This is a genomic window from Paenibacillus bovis, assembly GCF_001421015.2.
GTDB lineage: Bacteria > Bacillota > Bacilli > Paenibacillales > Paenibacillaceae > Saccharibacillus > Saccharibacillus bovis.
The window spans coordinates 195,832-211,501 of sequence record NZ_CP013023.1; the positions used below are offsets into that span (position 1 = coordinate 195,832).

The 15,670-nt window shown below is 50.4% G+C and carries 15 protein-coding genes; 3 read left to right on the top strand and 12 right to left on the bottom strand.

Annotated elements, in window-relative coordinates; genetic code table 11:
- Positions 1-82: 82 nt before the first annotated feature.
- The 8 genes from AR543_RS00855 to AR543_RS00890 form a co-directional block, all read right to left on the bottom strand.
- Positions 83-1,051: a nucleoside hydrolase gene (locus AR543_RS00855; protein WP_060530971.1), complete on the bottom strand. Its 969-nt coding sequence runs from the start codon at positions 1,049-1,051 to the stop codon at positions 83-85.
- 208 nt (positions 1,052-1,259) lie between these two features.
- Positions 1,260-2,015: a metallophosphoesterase family protein gene (locus AR543_RS00860; RefSeq protein WP_064505548.1), complete on the bottom strand. Its 756-nt coding sequence runs from the start codon at positions 2,013-2,015 to the stop codon at positions 1,260-1,262.
- 30 nt (positions 2,016-2,045) lie between these two features.
- Entirely contained in the window at positions 2,046-3,044 is a 999-nt protein-coding gene (locus tag AR543_RS00865; protein ID WP_060530973.1) for a glycosyltransferase, read from the bottom strand.
- 198 nt (positions 3,045-3,242) lie between these two features.
- Positions 3,243-3,749 (bottom strand): GNAT family N-acetyltransferase, encoded by a 507-nt coding sequence (locus tag AR543_RS00870; protein WP_145953877.1) that lies wholly within the window; start codon positions 3,747-3,749, stop codon positions 3,243-3,245.
- Positions 3,750-3,861: 112 nt separating this feature from the next.
- Positions 3,862-4,371: a GNAT family N-acetyltransferase gene (locus AR543_RS00875; protein WP_060530978.1), complete on the bottom strand. Its 510-nt coding sequence runs from the start codon at positions 4,369-4,371 to the stop codon at positions 3,862-3,864.
- A 167-nt stretch (positions 4,372-4,538) separates the two neighbouring features.
- Complete coding sequence (locus AR543_RS00880; protein ID WP_227871877.1) at positions 4,539-6,386, bottom strand: ABC transporter substrate-binding protein; 1,848 nt, start codon at positions 6,384-6,386, stop codon at positions 4,539-4,541.
- 43 nt (positions 6,387-6,429) lie between these two features.
- Complete coding sequence (locus AR543_RS00885) at positions 6,430-7,530, bottom strand: aminoglycoside phosphotransferase family protein (RefSeq protein ID WP_060530982.1); 1,101 nt, start codon at positions 7,528-7,530, stop codon at positions 6,430-6,432.
- 237 nt (positions 7,531-7,767) lie between these two features.
- On the bottom strand, positions 7,768-8,265 hold the full coding sequence (locus tag AR543_RS00890) for a phenolic acid decarboxylase (RefSeq protein ID WP_060530985.1): 498 nt from the start codon (positions 8,263-8,265) through the stop codon (positions 7,768-7,770).
- 184 nt (positions 8,266-8,449) lie between these two features.
- On the opposite strand from AR543_RS00890, the gene AR543_RS00895 reads away from it, so the two are divergent.
- On the top strand, positions 8,450-9,004 hold the full coding sequence (locus AR543_RS00895; RefSeq protein WP_060530986.1) for a PadR family transcriptional regulator: 555 nt from the start codon (positions 8,450-8,452) through the stop codon (positions 9,002-9,004).
- A 276-nt stretch (positions 9,005-9,280) separates the two neighbouring features.
- Here the strand turns inward: AR543_RS00895 and AR543_RS00900 are convergent, their stop codons facing one another.
- Both AR543_RS00900 and AR543_RS00905 read right to left on the bottom strand, forming a co-directional pair.
- Complete coding sequence (locus AR543_RS00900; RefSeq protein ID WP_060530988.1) at positions 9,281-10,129, bottom strand: aldo/keto reductase; 849 nt, start codon at positions 10,127-10,129, stop codon at positions 9,281-9,283.
- 318 nt (positions 10,130-10,447) lie between these two features.
- Positions 10,448-10,963, bottom strand: a complete 516-nt coding sequence (locus AR543_RS00905; protein ID WP_046212667.1) for a DUF2179 domain-containing protein — start codon at positions 10,961-10,963, stop codon at positions 10,448-10,450.
- Positions 10,964-11,172: 209 nt separating this feature from the next.
- On the opposite strand from AR543_RS00905, the gene AR543_RS00910 reads away from it, so the two are divergent.
- The gene (locus AR543_RS00910; protein ID WP_060530990.1) at positions 11,173-11,514 is read left to right on the top strand and encodes an RNA polymerase sigma factor; all 342 of its coding nucleotides are present in this window, start codon (positions 11,173-11,175) and stop codon (positions 11,512-11,514) included.
- Entirely contained in the window at positions 11,466-11,684 is a 219-nt protein-coding gene (locus tag AR543_RS23985) for a hypothetical protein (protein ID WP_145953878.1), read from the top strand. The genes AR543_RS00910 and AR543_RS23985 overlap by 49 nt, the downstream gene beginning before the upstream one ends.
- 282 nt (positions 11,685-11,966) lie before the next feature.
- Here the strand turns inward: AR543_RS23985 and AR543_RS00915 are convergent, their stop codons facing one another.
- Both AR543_RS00915 and AR543_RS00920 read right to left on the bottom strand, forming a co-directional pair.
- Complete coding sequence (locus AR543_RS00915; RefSeq protein ID WP_060530992.1) at positions 11,967-13,574, bottom strand: FAD-dependent oxidoreductase; 1,608 nt, start codon at positions 13,572-13,574, stop codon at positions 11,967-11,969.
- A 228-nt stretch (positions 13,575-13,802) separates the two neighbouring features.
- Positions 13,803-15,419 (bottom strand): DUF4127 family protein, encoded by a 1,617-nt coding sequence (locus AR543_RS00920; protein ID WP_060530994.1) that lies wholly within the window; start codon positions 15,417-15,419, stop codon positions 13,803-13,805.
- Positions 15,420-15,670 lie beyond the last annotated feature (251 nt).

Consider the following 15,670-nt stretch of genomic DNA (forward strand, 5'->3'; position numbering starts at 1 on the left):
TGCATCAGTATAGGGAAGCCGCTGCTATTTATCAACGGAATGATTGAACTGGATGACCAATCGCTCCTTCAAATTATTCTAATTACTCAATCGCTGTCAGCACGTCGAGCAGCATTTGTTTGAACAGATCGCGGTCGATCGATTCGCAGACACGCACATTCGGCTGCTGGCCCAGTCGGCCATTGATATCCACTACGCTGTATCCGCGCGTCCATTCTCCCCTGGTCTCTACATCGACAAAGTACTCATGCGACTCTGTCATAACCGCTTCATTCGCAGCGACAGCCATCAGCAACGTATCGGGATGGGTCGTGCCATTCAGCCGGTGCACCTGCTTGTTGAACTGCATAACGACCTTGTTCACATCGGTAAAAAACTGAGTCCCCGAAGTGCCCAGCGCCTGAATCTCGGCATGATCGTTATCATCCATCAGCGAATAGCGTGTACACATCTCCCAGCCGACCATCGTTGTCGGAATACCTGAACGCAGCACGATATGTGCCGCTTCCGGGTCTACGTAAAAGTTATACTCGGCTGCAGGCGTAATATTGCCGAGCGCATTATTCGTCCCGCCCATCACGTACAGATGCGGAATCTTCGGCACAATAGTCGGGTCCTTTTGAATCGCCATCGCAATATTAGTCAGCGGTGCAATCGCCAGCAGATGAATCTCGCCCGGATAACGATGTACGGTTTCGATCAGGAAATCGACCGCATGACCATCTGCCGGACGCTGGGCAGCCAGCGGAAAATGGGCGCCGCCCATGCCGTCGCTGCCATGCACATCCTCGACGGTTCGGTGCGATTCCGCATTCCATGTCGTCATCAGTGGGCGTTCGCAGCCTTTGTAGACCGGAATAGGGCCGTCCACACCGCCTTTGCCGGCAACCTGAATCGTATAGAGCGCATTCTCCACCTGCTGGTCAAATTGCACATTGCCGCCGGTCATCATAATGCCCTGTACATCAAAATGATGCAGAGCTGTCAAAATGGCGATCGTATCATCGCCAGCAGTATCGGTATCAATAATCGCTTTGCGTAGAGTAGTCATAAAGGAGTCTCCTATCGTTGTACATTTGGAATATGGAATAGGGATTGCTGAATCTGATCAGACAGAATACTGACATCATGCTAATTATAGAAGGCTGATTATCGAAGAAATCGCCACACAGGAATAGCATCACAGGATCAGATCCCTCTGTTCTGCTTGTCACTTTTTACTTTTTACTTTTTACTTTTTACTTTTTACTTTTTACTTTTCATAAAGGGTGCGCTCTGCCTGTACGCAGCGCAACTGCCCAATCGGGACGCTGTCTGTATTCGGCCTGCCGGGCTGCTGCTTCCCAGTCATAGGGAATCAGATGATGGGTTACGCTCCAGCCGGCTGCTCCATGTTCCAGTACAGCATACTTGGCATGCGGAGAATAAGATTCCATACCATGCTCGTATGGCAGATCATCCTCGTATGCAGGCAGGCCGACGCTGCCCGGATTGATAATCAGACGTCCATCCGGCAGATATCGGGTGCAGGGTACATGGGTGTGTGCGCACAAAATCACCGTCTGTTCGATCCCATGCAGCATCTCTAGCAGCTCTTGATCCGAACGCATATGTACGCCATCCGGCATAATCTTCTCCAGCAGAGGAATATCATCGGACCGCGGATTACCATGACAAGCATAGATATCCTCATGGAGGATCCGGTATTCCGGCAGATCAATCAGCCACTGCATATGCTGCGGCTGCAGATCAGCCAGTACCTCGTCATACGTGGAATGCGGAGAAGGCTGCCGGGGTTCCAGCATGACCCGATCCTGATTGCCGCGTATGGACAGAATACGGCGATCAATCAGGCGCTGCGCTGTCTGTGCAGGCTCCATCGGACCATACACGCTGTCTCCCAGATTGCAGATTTGCTGGATACCCTGCCTGTCGATATCGTTTAGTACGGCATCCAGCGCCAGAATATTACTGTGCACATCGGCAATCACGGCTATTCGCTGTTGAATAGTCATACCCAACCCCCTGTTTGTACAGATTCCGGATTATTTGAGCCAATCCGAATAGAATTGACGATATCCTTCTTTCATAATGCTGGCCGAGAACGTCTCAAAGGCATAGTCGCGATTCTCCTGGGAAAAGCGGCGCGGCGACGATACTGCCATATTGACCAGCTCAAACCAGTTACGTTCATTCCCGGCAAAAGAATGCGCCGAACTAATATGGTCATAACACGGATGCTCCGGCTTAACGACAATTTTGCCCATCGCCAGCGCTTCGGTCAGCGGCATCGCAAAGGTATCAAAGCGCGAGCTGCTCCAGTAGACTTTGGCCGAGTTCATCAGCTGGAACACTTCATCCTGGGACAGGGCAAACTGCAGCTTGAGATTGGCAGGAATATCGTATTTCTTCATACTCTCCCGGTAACGTTCACCGCCGAATACCATAAACACTTCCTTGTCCGGATTGCGGCGCGCGTATTCGACGACCAGATCAGGACGACGATTTTCTTCATCCCGTCCGATCCAGAGTACCCGGTTATCTACGACCTCGTCCGGGTTAAAATGCTTTTTCGCCAGTTCTTCACTGAACCCGATCGGAATCACATCCACATCGGTGATACCAAACTGCGACGCCATCTGTCTTTTCAGAAATGGAGTCTGTACGACAGCCTTATCCACCATCGTATAAAAAGGCTTCATCATCTCATAGCCCGTCAGCGCCGGATCGGGGAAGCTGTGTGGGAACAGTACACTATTCGGCAGAAACATCTTGAGAAAAGTAAATCCGGATACCGTATAGATTACATGGTCAATATGGTGGCTATGAATCTGGTCGAGTACGATATCATAATTGACCAGATCGCCTTTCTCGTGTTCGTAACCGGGCAGCCAGTCGTAGCCGCTCACATGGCGCTCGGGGGAAATAAAGACAATTTCGACCCCCAGCTCCGCACTGAGTGCTTTGAGCCGCTCCGCGAATACACGCGGTCCCTGGTTCTCGGTGAATTGAATTTTACGCATAATCAGTCCGATTCTAGTCATTGCGATTACTCCTTTTCCTGATAAAAACCAGTCGGACTTCCTGACAGCTCCGGCTGTATGTACGTATGGCAGATCATGACCTGCCGCAGATCGACGACAGCAAACTGTATCTATTGTAGTCTTTTTTGTACAGATTGTCCTGACAGGAACTGATAATACCGGATCATGGTGATCGAAAATAGCACTTCCCTCACCAGCTTATTCCATCGGAATCAGCTTGCGCTGGAAGACCGCTTCTTCCTGCGTCCGGTAGCCGGCCGATTCGTACGTTTTCCAGGCCGGTTCGTTATAGGAGCTGGTCAGAATCGTCACGGTCTTGACTCCTTCATTCCGCAGCTCCTGCTCCATCTGCCGGACAAGTCTGCCTGCTACACCTTGTTCACGAGCCTTTTCGCGTACATATAGCTCGGTAATCTCGGCATTGGGACGTTCATAACAAAAGGAGTGAAATACCTGCGCACAAATAAATCCGGCCGCCTGCTCCCCATCCATGGCGAGCAGAATAATCTCCCGGCGATTGTCCAGATACTGGCGCAGCTGCTCTTCCTCCACGATCACACCGTTAAACTCCAGATTCATCGCTGCCAGCTCCTCGGCATGTTCCGCTGCTGCATGTACAATCTGCAAATGATTCATATCGTTATTCTCCTTTGCTTGTATGACATAACCTATGACCAATGGATAAATAAAATATAGTTGTATCATAATACAGTCCGGTCCATACGCCAAAAAGACCTGATGTCACCGTACACATCAGATCCTTTGGATACTATTTATTGGATAGCGGATTATCGGTTCCGGAACGGATCAATGATCGCTATTCCAGCACTTTGTAGTACAGATTGGTCGCATCCAGCGAACCGTTCTCCGAGCGGGCAAAATACGGAATCTGTCCTGCTTGCAGAAAGCCGAGCGATTGGTATAGTAAATTCGACGGATCGCCATCACGCGTATCCAGTACCAGCAGCGAGCGTTCAGCCTGACGCGCCACCAGCTCCGCTTCCAGCATTAGCTGGCGGGCGATACCATGACGACGGTAATCCGGATGCACCATCAGCTTGGCGATCTCCGCACGGTGATTGCCGTTTGGTTTGCTGCACAGCTGTACCTGCACGGTGCCGGCTATCTGTTCACCGGAACGGGCAGCCAGCAGAATAACATCCGGCGCGATCACCCCATGCCAGTAAGAACGGGCTTCCTCTCTATCCAGCGGTGGCAGGAAGCCAATAGATGCTCCGTCGTTCACTACAGCCACCAGCATATCCACAAATTGCTCCATATCCTTGTCCAGCGTATCCAGACGTTCTATTGTCATCTGATTCAACATTATGATTTCCCCCTGTTATGCAGCTGTAAGTTCCTACGATCAGTATACCGACAGCCTGTCACCGGAAAAAGGGTAAACCCGGCAGAGGTTGTTTCCGCTTTTCTGTTTTCCATAGCTGATCCCGTGTATTTCTCCAGTCCAAGGAATCGCTCTATCCAGTGTCTCGTTCAAGGCATTTCACTAAACCATAAATCCTGAAAACGGGTCCAGCCCCGTGCATTGATTCGTACTCCACGAAGGCCGGGATGATGTAGCAGCGTAGCAGAACGTTCGACCAATGGAACGATACTATGTGAATCCGCTAGCACCGTTTCGACCTGCTGCCAAGCGGATATCTGCTGTTGATTCCGTTCGCGAGGGCGCTTATCTGTAAAAGCAGCCGTATCGGAGCACAGCATTTGGGCAATAATCTGGTCGATATGTTCCGCTGTCTTTTCCGGCAGTCTGCTGCGAATCAGGCTGTGATCGGACTGCAAATACTCCAGCTGCGGCAGTAGTCCACCGGCCAGTACCGCTTCGAACAAGATCAGATCGGCATGTTCCCGGATCATCGGATGATTCAGTTCAGCCCACGAGACCACATGTATGGCAATCTCGATCCCCAGTTTCCGGTATTGTGTCTGCAGCCAGTAGGCATCGCGTTCATGCCGAGGAAACGTATACATTTTAAGCATTATACCTTTGTAACCGGACATACATAGCGCTTTCTCTGCCTGTTCTGGCTGGTACAGGGTATCTTCGTGTACTCGGAATTCATACGGTGATTCCCCTGTCAGAGAACCCTCTCTGCCTTGTGTAACATGCAGTCCCCTGGCAGCAGATATTCGCGTCTCACCCAGCTCACAGATCATTCGCTGGCGGTCAATTCCCTGTACAAGTGCCTGCCGCAGCCAGTGGTTTTGCAGCGGCCCCATTGTACGCCTATTCAGGGACAGCATCGAGACACCGGTGACATGATGTTGTCGCAGCAGATCGGCGGGCGGATCAATAGCGATTTCTCCTGTGACTACAGTCAATGTGCCCGGGGCCGGACCTATCGCATATTCGGCTTCGTGTTCTGGCACGATGATAATCTCGATCCGATCGATCATTGCGCCTCGATCATAATAACCAGGGAACCGCTCCAGCACACATTGACCATGCTGCAGACGGATGATACGATAAGCCCCTGATCCAATGGGCAGCCCGGTATCCGGCCATGTACCTGCTGGCAGAATCGAAGCACCGCTGTGACTCATATACAGATCCAGATACCTGTTCGGACGATCCAATATAATCTGCACGGTATAACGGTTCAGCACCCGTATCGTATCCACCTGTCCGACCAGCCAGCTATGGGCATATGGATGACTGCGAAGACGCTCCAGACTGGCTGCCACATCGTGTGCGGTCAGCTCCTGTCCACTGTGAAAGTTTATATGTTTGAGCAGATAAAACGTCCAGACCGTCCCCTCCTGATAACATTCCCAGGCATGGGCAATCCCGGCAGTGACACGCCCTGAATCCGCATCGTATCCGGTCAGACGGCTGTACAGCTGATCCACCAGCTCCGTATCAAAAGCAAATACCGCGTTCGCCGGGTCCAGGCAGACAATAGGCCGGTAAATGGGCAGACGCAGCGTCTCAATTATCTGCTCTGTATCATCGCCGGCTGCCGAATAGCCAAAGTATGCGGTCAGCCATGGCAAAAAATCATTGCGTACATTCGCTACTTTTTCATAGGTATACACCCAGTCAAAAGCAGCCTGCACATCGCCTGCTATTACGCGTTCCCTGGCTTCCTCCAACAGCACTTCGGCTGCGGAGCGGTGGAATAACAGTGCTGAACGGTTCCCTCTGCCCCGACCCGGTTGAAAAGTAATCCAGGCGGCTTCTGCCAGACGGGACAGGATCAGTCGGGCATTACGTGATGTGCAGCACAGCGCTCCAGCCAATTCGTCCATAGTGACGCGAAACCACTGTTGTTCCTGCTGGTCGGTAAATGCCTGACGCAGACGCATATAATCCTCTGCCATACGCAATCCGGATTCCTCCTCTCCTGTCGATCACTTCTATATCCTATAAGCCGGACCATTCCTCGATACACTGCAATAGATGCTCTATCGTCTCCCGGCGCTGGGCCAGCAGCTGGGAGTGCGGCCAGAGCGCCTTGGGCTGCTGCAGATCCCGCTCGATCAGCAGCAGCATCCACAGCGAATACAGTATCGCAAACCGGTAATAATCCCGGTAAAATTCACTGCTGTCCAGCGAGCGGCCTTTTCCCGGATCGCGCTGCTGACAATTGGACTGTACATATCGCTGCAGCACAAGCCGGCGAAGCGTACGATTCATCCTTCTCGGGAACAGCGGATGCGACATATCGAGCAGATGATATAGGTCCCAGTAAGGCAAAGCAGCATGAGCATGTTCCCAGTCCAGCACAATCAGGCGGCCCTGCGGATTCATCCCATAATTGCCCGCATGCAGATCACCATGGGATAGGACACTTGCTGTATCCGGCTGAAAGTGAAGAAGATCTGCCTGCAATCTGTTCAACTGCTGCTGATCGGGTAGATGAGATCGGCTCTGATTACTGCCTTTTCCTGCAGAGGATATGGAGGATTCCTGCACACTTCGGGACAACAGCTGTATCGCCTGCTCCCAGTGCTGCAGCACTTCTTCCCTGACTACAGATAGCGGAGGCTTTTGCCCCTGAACAGGTAGTTCTGCAATATTTGCCAGCGGTATACGATGCCACTGCGCGATCAGCTCTGCCATCTCCAGTAGCACCTGCTCGGTATGACGATGATTCAGTTCCCCTATATCCTCCAGAATCAGCCAGCAGCCGGAATGGGTAGATCCGGGGGACGGCTGTATGGATGTATGCATAGATGCTTGTACCCTATCGGTTTCCGGAGTCTCCGTTATCGTTCCTGCCGAATATGCAATCAGTTGCGGATACACTTCCGGCAGCCATGGCATGATCTGACGATACACCCGGAGTTCGCGCATCACATCCGCTGCTGTAGCAAATGGCTTGTAAATATAGCTCTGCCCATTTTCCTTTAACCGAAATCGCTGTACCGACAGTCCGTGCAGACCGGTATACAGTACTTCGATGTTGTCGGTCCATTGTCTATGTAGTTGTCCCTGCGAAGTAACGATAGATGTCCATTTCACTTTGTTTCACCTGATTTCCGGTTGATTCCCTTTGATTATGAATATCACTATATCACGGGAACAGCGCAGCGGCGAACTGGTCTGCTAGAGAACAACATCTTGATCTGAACCGATTTCTGTATATAAAAAAGCAGCCCGCGTCCAGATAGATAGGAAGCGCGAGCTGCTTTTGGATCAGATCCATTTATTTTACATATGGCCCTTGATGGGCAGGTACAGACAGGTAAAGTCAAAACATTATTTGGATTGCAGCGGCTTGCCGGCGCGGATATCGTCGGTCATGCCAGGGTAAGGTGCAATAGAGATCAGCTCTTCATTGTCCACACCTGCATTCTCGATAAATGTGATATCGGCAAATTCCGGTACAACATACTTTGGATACGTCTCATATTTCAGACGGGATTCTTCCATCAGGGCGATATGATCGTTCTGGTAGCAGACCGTAATCTCCGGATGTTCATGCACCCATTTCGGGAAGAAAATAATACCATGCATTCTTTTCTCATCTGGCATAAAATTAAGAGATACATCTGTGCCTGTCGGTTCGGTCCAGGATACTTTGTATACGCCTTCGGTCAGTTTTACCAGATCTACTTCCTGATCGCGTACCCAGCGTCCTGCGACCATACCGGAGTGAATACGGTAATCGATCGTATGGTCATTCTTGATATAAATCTCGTATTCCCAACCGTTCTCATACGTATAAATCATGTGACTGCCAACAAATTTGTCCATGTTCAAAGCACCTTCCTCAGTGTAGTATCGTGTGTCCATTTTACCCATCGGCTGTTTCACGAACATGCAGGTTCTAAAATGCCGATTCAAATATGAGTTTTATTAAAACGTGTAATTATTTACATGTTTATATTAACATTATTTATGATGCATCGTCAAATAGTTCAAGGGGGATTATGACCTTATGCGAGTATTAAAATATGCTATTCTCGGACTGCTGAATCGTCATGAATGCAGCGGCTACGATATCACAAGTCAATTTAAAGAAGAGATCGGACAATTCTGGAGCGCCAAGCACAGCCAGATTTATCCGGAACTCAAAAAGCTGGTCGATGAAGAGCTGGTACAATTCCGTACAGTGATCCAGGGGGAAAAGCTGGAGAAAAAAATATATACGATTACTTCCGAGGGACAGCGGGAACTGATGGAATGGGTCAGTGCTTCTGCACCTCTGCCGGAGACAGAAAAAGATACATTTATGCTGAAAATGTACTTTATCGGCAATCTGCCGAAGGAAGAAGCCCGCGAGCTGTTCGCGGATCAGCTGCGTCTGCGTCGGCACAAGCTGAAAGATCTGCAGCAGCGGTATGAAGGGCTGAAGCAGACTTTTGGAGCAGAAGGTGCAGAGGTGACATTTGCCAATCCCCATCTGGGACATTATCTGGTACTGACCAAGGCGCTGGCCCGTGAGCAAAGTTATGTGGACTGGCTGGAGGAGCATGTGCAGATCTTCGGATAAAGAGCTTGTGTCAGGAGCTATTCTTGCTGCCACATTCTCTTCTTCCAGAGGGGTATAGAAAGAGAAGGAATTCACACTTCGAACAGATGGAAGTCACATTAAGCAGAGATGGAAAACAAGTTAAGCAGAGATGGAAGTCAAGCGACGCAGAAATGAAAATAACAAAAAGGCATCCCTGACTGGGGATGCCTTTTAAATATACATAGATGCATACATGCCGATTATCCTGATAAAGTATCTTGTCCAATCACATAACTATCCATGCAGCTGCTTTGCTCAGAATTCTTCGTATTCTGCAGGGTCTTGATCCCATAGCCTTTTGTTATCCTTGCTAAATGCGGAGATCGTCTTCATCTGTTCCTCAGTCAGTTCAAAGTCAAAGATGTTCAGGTTCTCCTGCTGATGCTCCAGAGAGCCAGCTTTGGGGATCGGTACAGCGCCCAGCTGGGTATGCCAGCGCAAAATGACCTGGGTTGGCGTTTTGCCGTAGGCATCGGCGATCTGCTTGATTCCAGCATCTTCCAGTACACTTTCGCCGCGGCCGCGCCCGAGCGGACTCCATGATTCGGTGATAATCCCATGTTGGCTATGGGCTGCACGCTGCTCTGCCTGCTCAAAATACGGATGCAGCTCTACCTGATTAAGCACCGGCGCAACGCCTGTTTCCTGAATAATGCGCTCCAGATGTTCCGGCAGAAAGTTGCTCACTCCGATCGAGCGCACATAGCCGCGTTTTTTCGCCTCGATCATCGCTTGCCAGGCTTCTACATACTTGTCCTGCTTGGGGTTCGGCCAGTGGATAATGTACAGGTCAAAGTAGTCCAGACCCGTACGCAGCAGCGACTCTTCGATCGTCACAAGCGCTTCGTCATACGCATGATGCCGTCCCGGCAGCTTGGAACAGATGCGCAGCTGTTCACGCGGTACCGAGCTTTCCTGGACCGCTCTGCCTACCGCACCTTCATTTTCATAATTAAAAGCCGAGTCGATCAGCCGGTAGCCGGCTTCGATCCCCTGTTTGATTGATTCGACGCCCTTGTAGCCATTAAGCGAGTAAGTACCCAGCCCGATTGCTGGAATATCCAGTCCGTCATTCAGCTGGATAGTTGGAATATTTGTTGACATGTATAATGTCCTCCTTCCTTTTTCCCATACATACCCAATTAAACCAACGACCTATACAAAGAAACCTGCCTTTCCCGGAGGAAGACAGGTTGGCATTGGAGCAGGAACACTATATTACGATGCTGGGTACAGGAAGGATATACTTTTTACGAACAGTCATCAGGCATCCGTATTGGCCAGATCCTGTGCTGTATTGGGTTGTTTTATTATTATTTTCTATGGAAGATCCATCTGTGGAATCAGATATTTTCTGCCGCCGTAGATAAGCTTTTGCCATGTGCAGATTCTACAGTCTGGGCTGATAGAGCGATTAACCGATCAACGCTTGATCGCCTTGGTCCAGAATCCGCCGTGGAATTCACGCGGCTCGACCATAATAACAAATGCTTTGGGATCTACAGCCAGAATACTTTTGTACAGATTATCCTGGTTTTTGCGCTTCGCCAGAATCTCCATCATGATCCGGTCGCCATCGCGACCCTGCCCGATCCATGAAGTCACGCCGTATCCTTTGTCACGCAGCACTTCGGCCAGACGGTAATTTGGTGCATCGCTGATCACTTTGACGGTAATATAACCGAGCGCAATCTTCTCCTCAATCCACGAACCGAGCAGAATCCCCATACCATAGCCAATCGCGTACACAATCAGACTGACGACCTGATCCAGATAACTCAGCACCATATTGAGCCCCATCACATAAATAACGACTTCGATCGTCCCGATACTGGCGGCTACATACTTTTGCCCTTTCAGCGTCAGAATCGTCCGCAGTGTATAGGCTGTAACATACACAATCTGAATCAGAAAAATAAACAGCAAAATTTTAAGCATAATGAGGTAAAACACCTTTCCGGGATAATCCCTTCGACTTGGAATTCTTTTGACCAAACTGTACGTCGTCGCAGCATTCAGCAGCCCAAAACCATCTCTTTTTCAGCTGCATCTCCGGTGTATAACCTCCGCCGGGTGCCTGAATCACTGATAAAATAAGAACATAAGTTCCCTTAATTGGAAAATATATTGTAAAGGAGCCGAATGATATGTCTGTCATTGTACCACTGAGCGAGCAGTATCGGCAGCGACTGCGGCAAGCCTCCTGGCGAATGCAGTACCGTGCCAAAACCAGATTATATCACGAACATTTAGACTTGAACGAGCAAGTTAGCTACTTTTCTGCATCATCCGATGATATGGCTACTGTTCTATTGCGGGAGTGGATCGATACACTGCCTTCCGAGCAGGGCCGATCTATCATTGCCGGGCTATATCTGGAAGGACGAAGCGAGCAGGAACTTGCTGCCCGGCTGCAAATCAGTCAACAGGCGGTGAACCGATGGAAACGCAAAAGCTTACAACACCTCTCCCGGACGAACAATTTGTAATTCTGCTGGAACAGGCGCGCGGTCCAAGGGGACAGCAGGCTATGCTGGAGCTGCTATCCTACTATGAACCGGAGATGCGCCAGCTCAGCCGCTATATGCCGATGGAACGAGAAGATGCGATGCAGGCGCTGCGATTGGAATTGATCGAAATGCTAAATGAAACATCCTAGAAATACGCGTACAGGACAACTGTATCACTTCTGCAAACAAAAGAAATATAGAAGATAAATGATTAAGGATTAGGCAATGATTACAAACCGAATAATAAATAAAGAGGGCATTGCTGGAATGCCCTCTTTTGCTGCTGGTTGTATTTATTATTTCCAAATAGATATTTGCGAGCATACCGCCCCGATATCTAAATAACACGCTTGGCAGATAGATCGTTTGAACCTATCAAACTTGCTCTTACTCACTACTTGCCCAATGCTTGTTTGTCCGTTCGTCAATTACTACTTGGACGGCTGCAGCACTTCCTTCTCTACTTCTTCCGGCCAATGCAGCTGTACACCGCCAGCGGTCAGCATGTCCTGATAGCGGCTCACATGCTCGCTGGATTCGTATATTTCCTGCGGTGTCAGTTCATTCTGGATCGCATACGCTGCCAGATAACCGGCTGCTTCCCCGATATTCCATTCCACCGGATGCAAACGATAGCAACCGCCGGCGATCTGGGTCATACTGATATTTTTGCAGGCAGGCAGCAGGTTTTTCATCCGTACCGGAATCAGTGAGCCGAGCGGAATCTCGAACGGGTAATTGGGAATATAGAACGTCCGGTGCGTCTTGACGGTCGGGTGCAGATCAAGCGAATAGCTGCCGATTCCCACACTGTCCTCGTAGCGCTTGATCCCCTGCTCACCGCGCAGCTCCTTGCTCACATCATGCTCGGTGATCGTGTACATGCCCTTGATCCGGCGGGATTCGCGGATATATGGCGCTTTGGCGAGTCCATCTGCCGTACCGACAATATCGCCGCGCAGCCGGATTCCCGGATAGCCTTTGCCGCCATCCAGACGAGGAGCCTCGGTCTGCAGCCAGTACACGAGTGACAGGGTGAGCTGGCGAGCACTCTCCAGATTCGGAATCCGTTCCTGCAGCGGCACCCCGGTAACCGGGCCGGCATAATAATCGTTCATTGCCCAGTTAAGCAGCGACACCTCGGCACTCAGCTTCTCGGTCCAGATCGATGGATCGACGATACGGCGGTAATCCCACAGCGACGTCACGCCCTGTTCATTCGGCAGCAGGGTGAATTCCTTGAGCTTGGTCGTATCATTCGCATCTGTTGCATACCAGCTCAGGATCGGATACTCGGAAAAGGACGGCGTGTACTGACGCCAGAACTCGTACTCTTCCGGCTTGTCGATTGTAAAGTCGCCGCCTTCGATATAATCGACTGCCGCCACATGCGTAATCGACTGCATATCCAGCGGATCAGCTTCTTCCAGGGCATGAGGTTCATCGGTCTGGGATCTGGCTTCGGCACCGCTGACATATTCTGTACCGGACATTGGTAGCAGATCGCCTTCGTCGGTACCGTCCAGATAATATTGACCGATCAGGGTAGTATATTTCGGACGATAATGACCCAGCCGGTTAACGGTTATGGAGCGGATTGTGTCATGCTCTACGTCTACTTCGACCGGTACGGTCTGGTACAGCACTTCGATACGCTGGGTATTCACATATACCGCCAGCATATCTTCCAGCACCTGCAGCGCTACTTTGGGTTCATGAGCCAGTCGGCTGACCCAGCCATTGCCGGGATTCAGGATTGGATTGGTCAATGCTTCCTCGGTGAGCGGATAGTTGTTGCGATAGTATTCCCGTACGCGTTCCCGGAATTCGATAAAGGTCCCCGGTGCACCGATTCCTTGCTCAATCCAGCGGTGTTCATCCGGTGGAACGGCCTGGGAAGTGAGCTGTCCGCCGAGCCAGTCTGTCGGTTCGGTGAGAATAACATGCAATCCCTGCTTGGCGGCGGCGAGTGCGGCTAGTGTTCCTCCGAGGCTGCCTCCAATAACGATGACGTCGGCTTGCAGTGTATGTTGGTTCATGGCTGAAATCTCCTTTGGGTGCGAATTTGGCATGATCATTGTGAGAACTGGTTTGACTTTCAACTTCAGCTTTTGAGATTTCCTTTGGGATAGAATAAGGATAGGCATCGCTTGTTTGCTTTTTCCAATGTCCACCTTCCAATATATCACTTCCATCTTTGTATCATTTATACCAGTTAAAGGATGTCCAGTTCAAGTTTGCTGCTTTCCGGGAATCGGTACCACCTCTCAATCCGCGTGTACACAAAGACCCACTTCGAACATTCGGTTCCATGGCATATAGCAGTCCATGATGCGAATAGAATGACCCTCCTGCTGCAAATGATCGCGGATAAATTGTTCCAGGGCTTCGCGGACGATCCGGGAGACATGACCGCGCGGGCCATCGAGCAGGAATTTATCCAGACCCAGCTCCTGGATCGGTCCATTGCTGAGATTTTTGCGGACGACTGAATCGTAGCCAAAGTCTTCCACGTATCGCAGAGCCAGAAAATTCAGATGCTCCGGAGTCATCCCGTAATGGGTATAGATCATCGACTGGGCGATTACGGTGCCCAAAGTATTGGAACTGGTATTCCAGCCGGCGTATCCAGCCAGCCGGTACAGAATGCCACGCTGACGAAGCAGACTGAGCAGTTCCAGATCCCCACCATTGGCATAGGCGATATCCGCGACAGCGACAGCAGGACGACGCTTCTGCACCGTAGACATGACGGAATGAGCATCATTAGAGACGGTAGCGTGCTGTTCCGCTGCTTGTCCGCTGTGTTTGTAATGATCCAGCAGATAACCAGCATATTCGACCAGTTCCACCAGATTGCGCTCGGTATCATAGCCAGCCGAAGGCTTGCCCTGATGAACCGCCTCGCCCATTTTCTCGCCCGGTGTATTCAGCAGCAGCACCAGATCGGCTTCGGACTGCGAAGAGACAATCATGCCGCCAGCCGCAACAATCTGGTACTTGAGCGTCTCATACAGACGCCGGTCTTCATACGCCGGGATTATATGCGGCCCTTCGACCGAGCCAAAACGTACATACACCGCAGGTACAGTGTTGCGCAAGTGGTTTACTATACGAGCGAGCAGCGTGCAGCCGACTTCATCCGCACCGGGATACATATACACACGCAGACCCAGATTTTTCTCGCGAATCGCTTCACGCACCAGCCGCTGATCTCTCGCTGTATATCCATATGGCGCCGAATCATCCTGTGGAAAAATAAGAAAATCGATAATCCCTTCTTCCACATAACGGAGCGCGAGGCGGTTCGCTTCCCGGTTAACCGCGCGTCGTCCCAGATAATCATCCAGTACTTCCTGCGGCAGACGGGCATTGATACTGCTTAACTCTTCCTGTTCGGCAGGGTCCAGTCCATGCTCTTCATCCAGATGCTCCAGATAACCCTTGCGGAAAATCTCTCGGCCCCAGTCTGCATAATAGTCAGGTTCCTCATCCGAAGAAGAATACTGCGGACAGCGCATGATCAGTTGAAAAGCGTATACCACCAATTCCGGATTCTGCTCCTTCAGCTGACGCAGCTGCTCCATCCGGCGAGCAATCTCCGCCTGATCCAGCTCGTGTAGCCGCGAAGGAACAATGCCTCCGTACAGCAGGGTATCCAGCGACAGCACCGCGCCTTTGGCACGCAGACATTCCAATTCTGTCCATGTCCACAGACGTGCTGTGTCAGCAGGCTGCTTTTTGTGACCCATCCATTCAAGCGGCGGACGAACAACTTTATAATCGGTACTTTTGCCGAGTTCATAGGGGAAATTATAATTGCAGGGACGCTCATCCAGTGGCATCATTACGATTTTGCCATTTGTACCATGCGAAGAATTCATGATAATCTGTGCTCCTTTGAACTATGTATTGATCTGTATACGGCAGCGGCTCCTATGGCTGCCGTATACAGACCGGTTAATGATTCCATCCATACTTCCTTTTTGCTCAATCCTGCAGGACTCGTAAAGAGTTATCTACTCCCGACGGGTCAATATACAATTATCACCATAGATAAAAATATCTGTATTTACATCCAATCATATTGTACTGAAAAAGTAAAATTCCGCATCAACGCATGACTGGATGAATG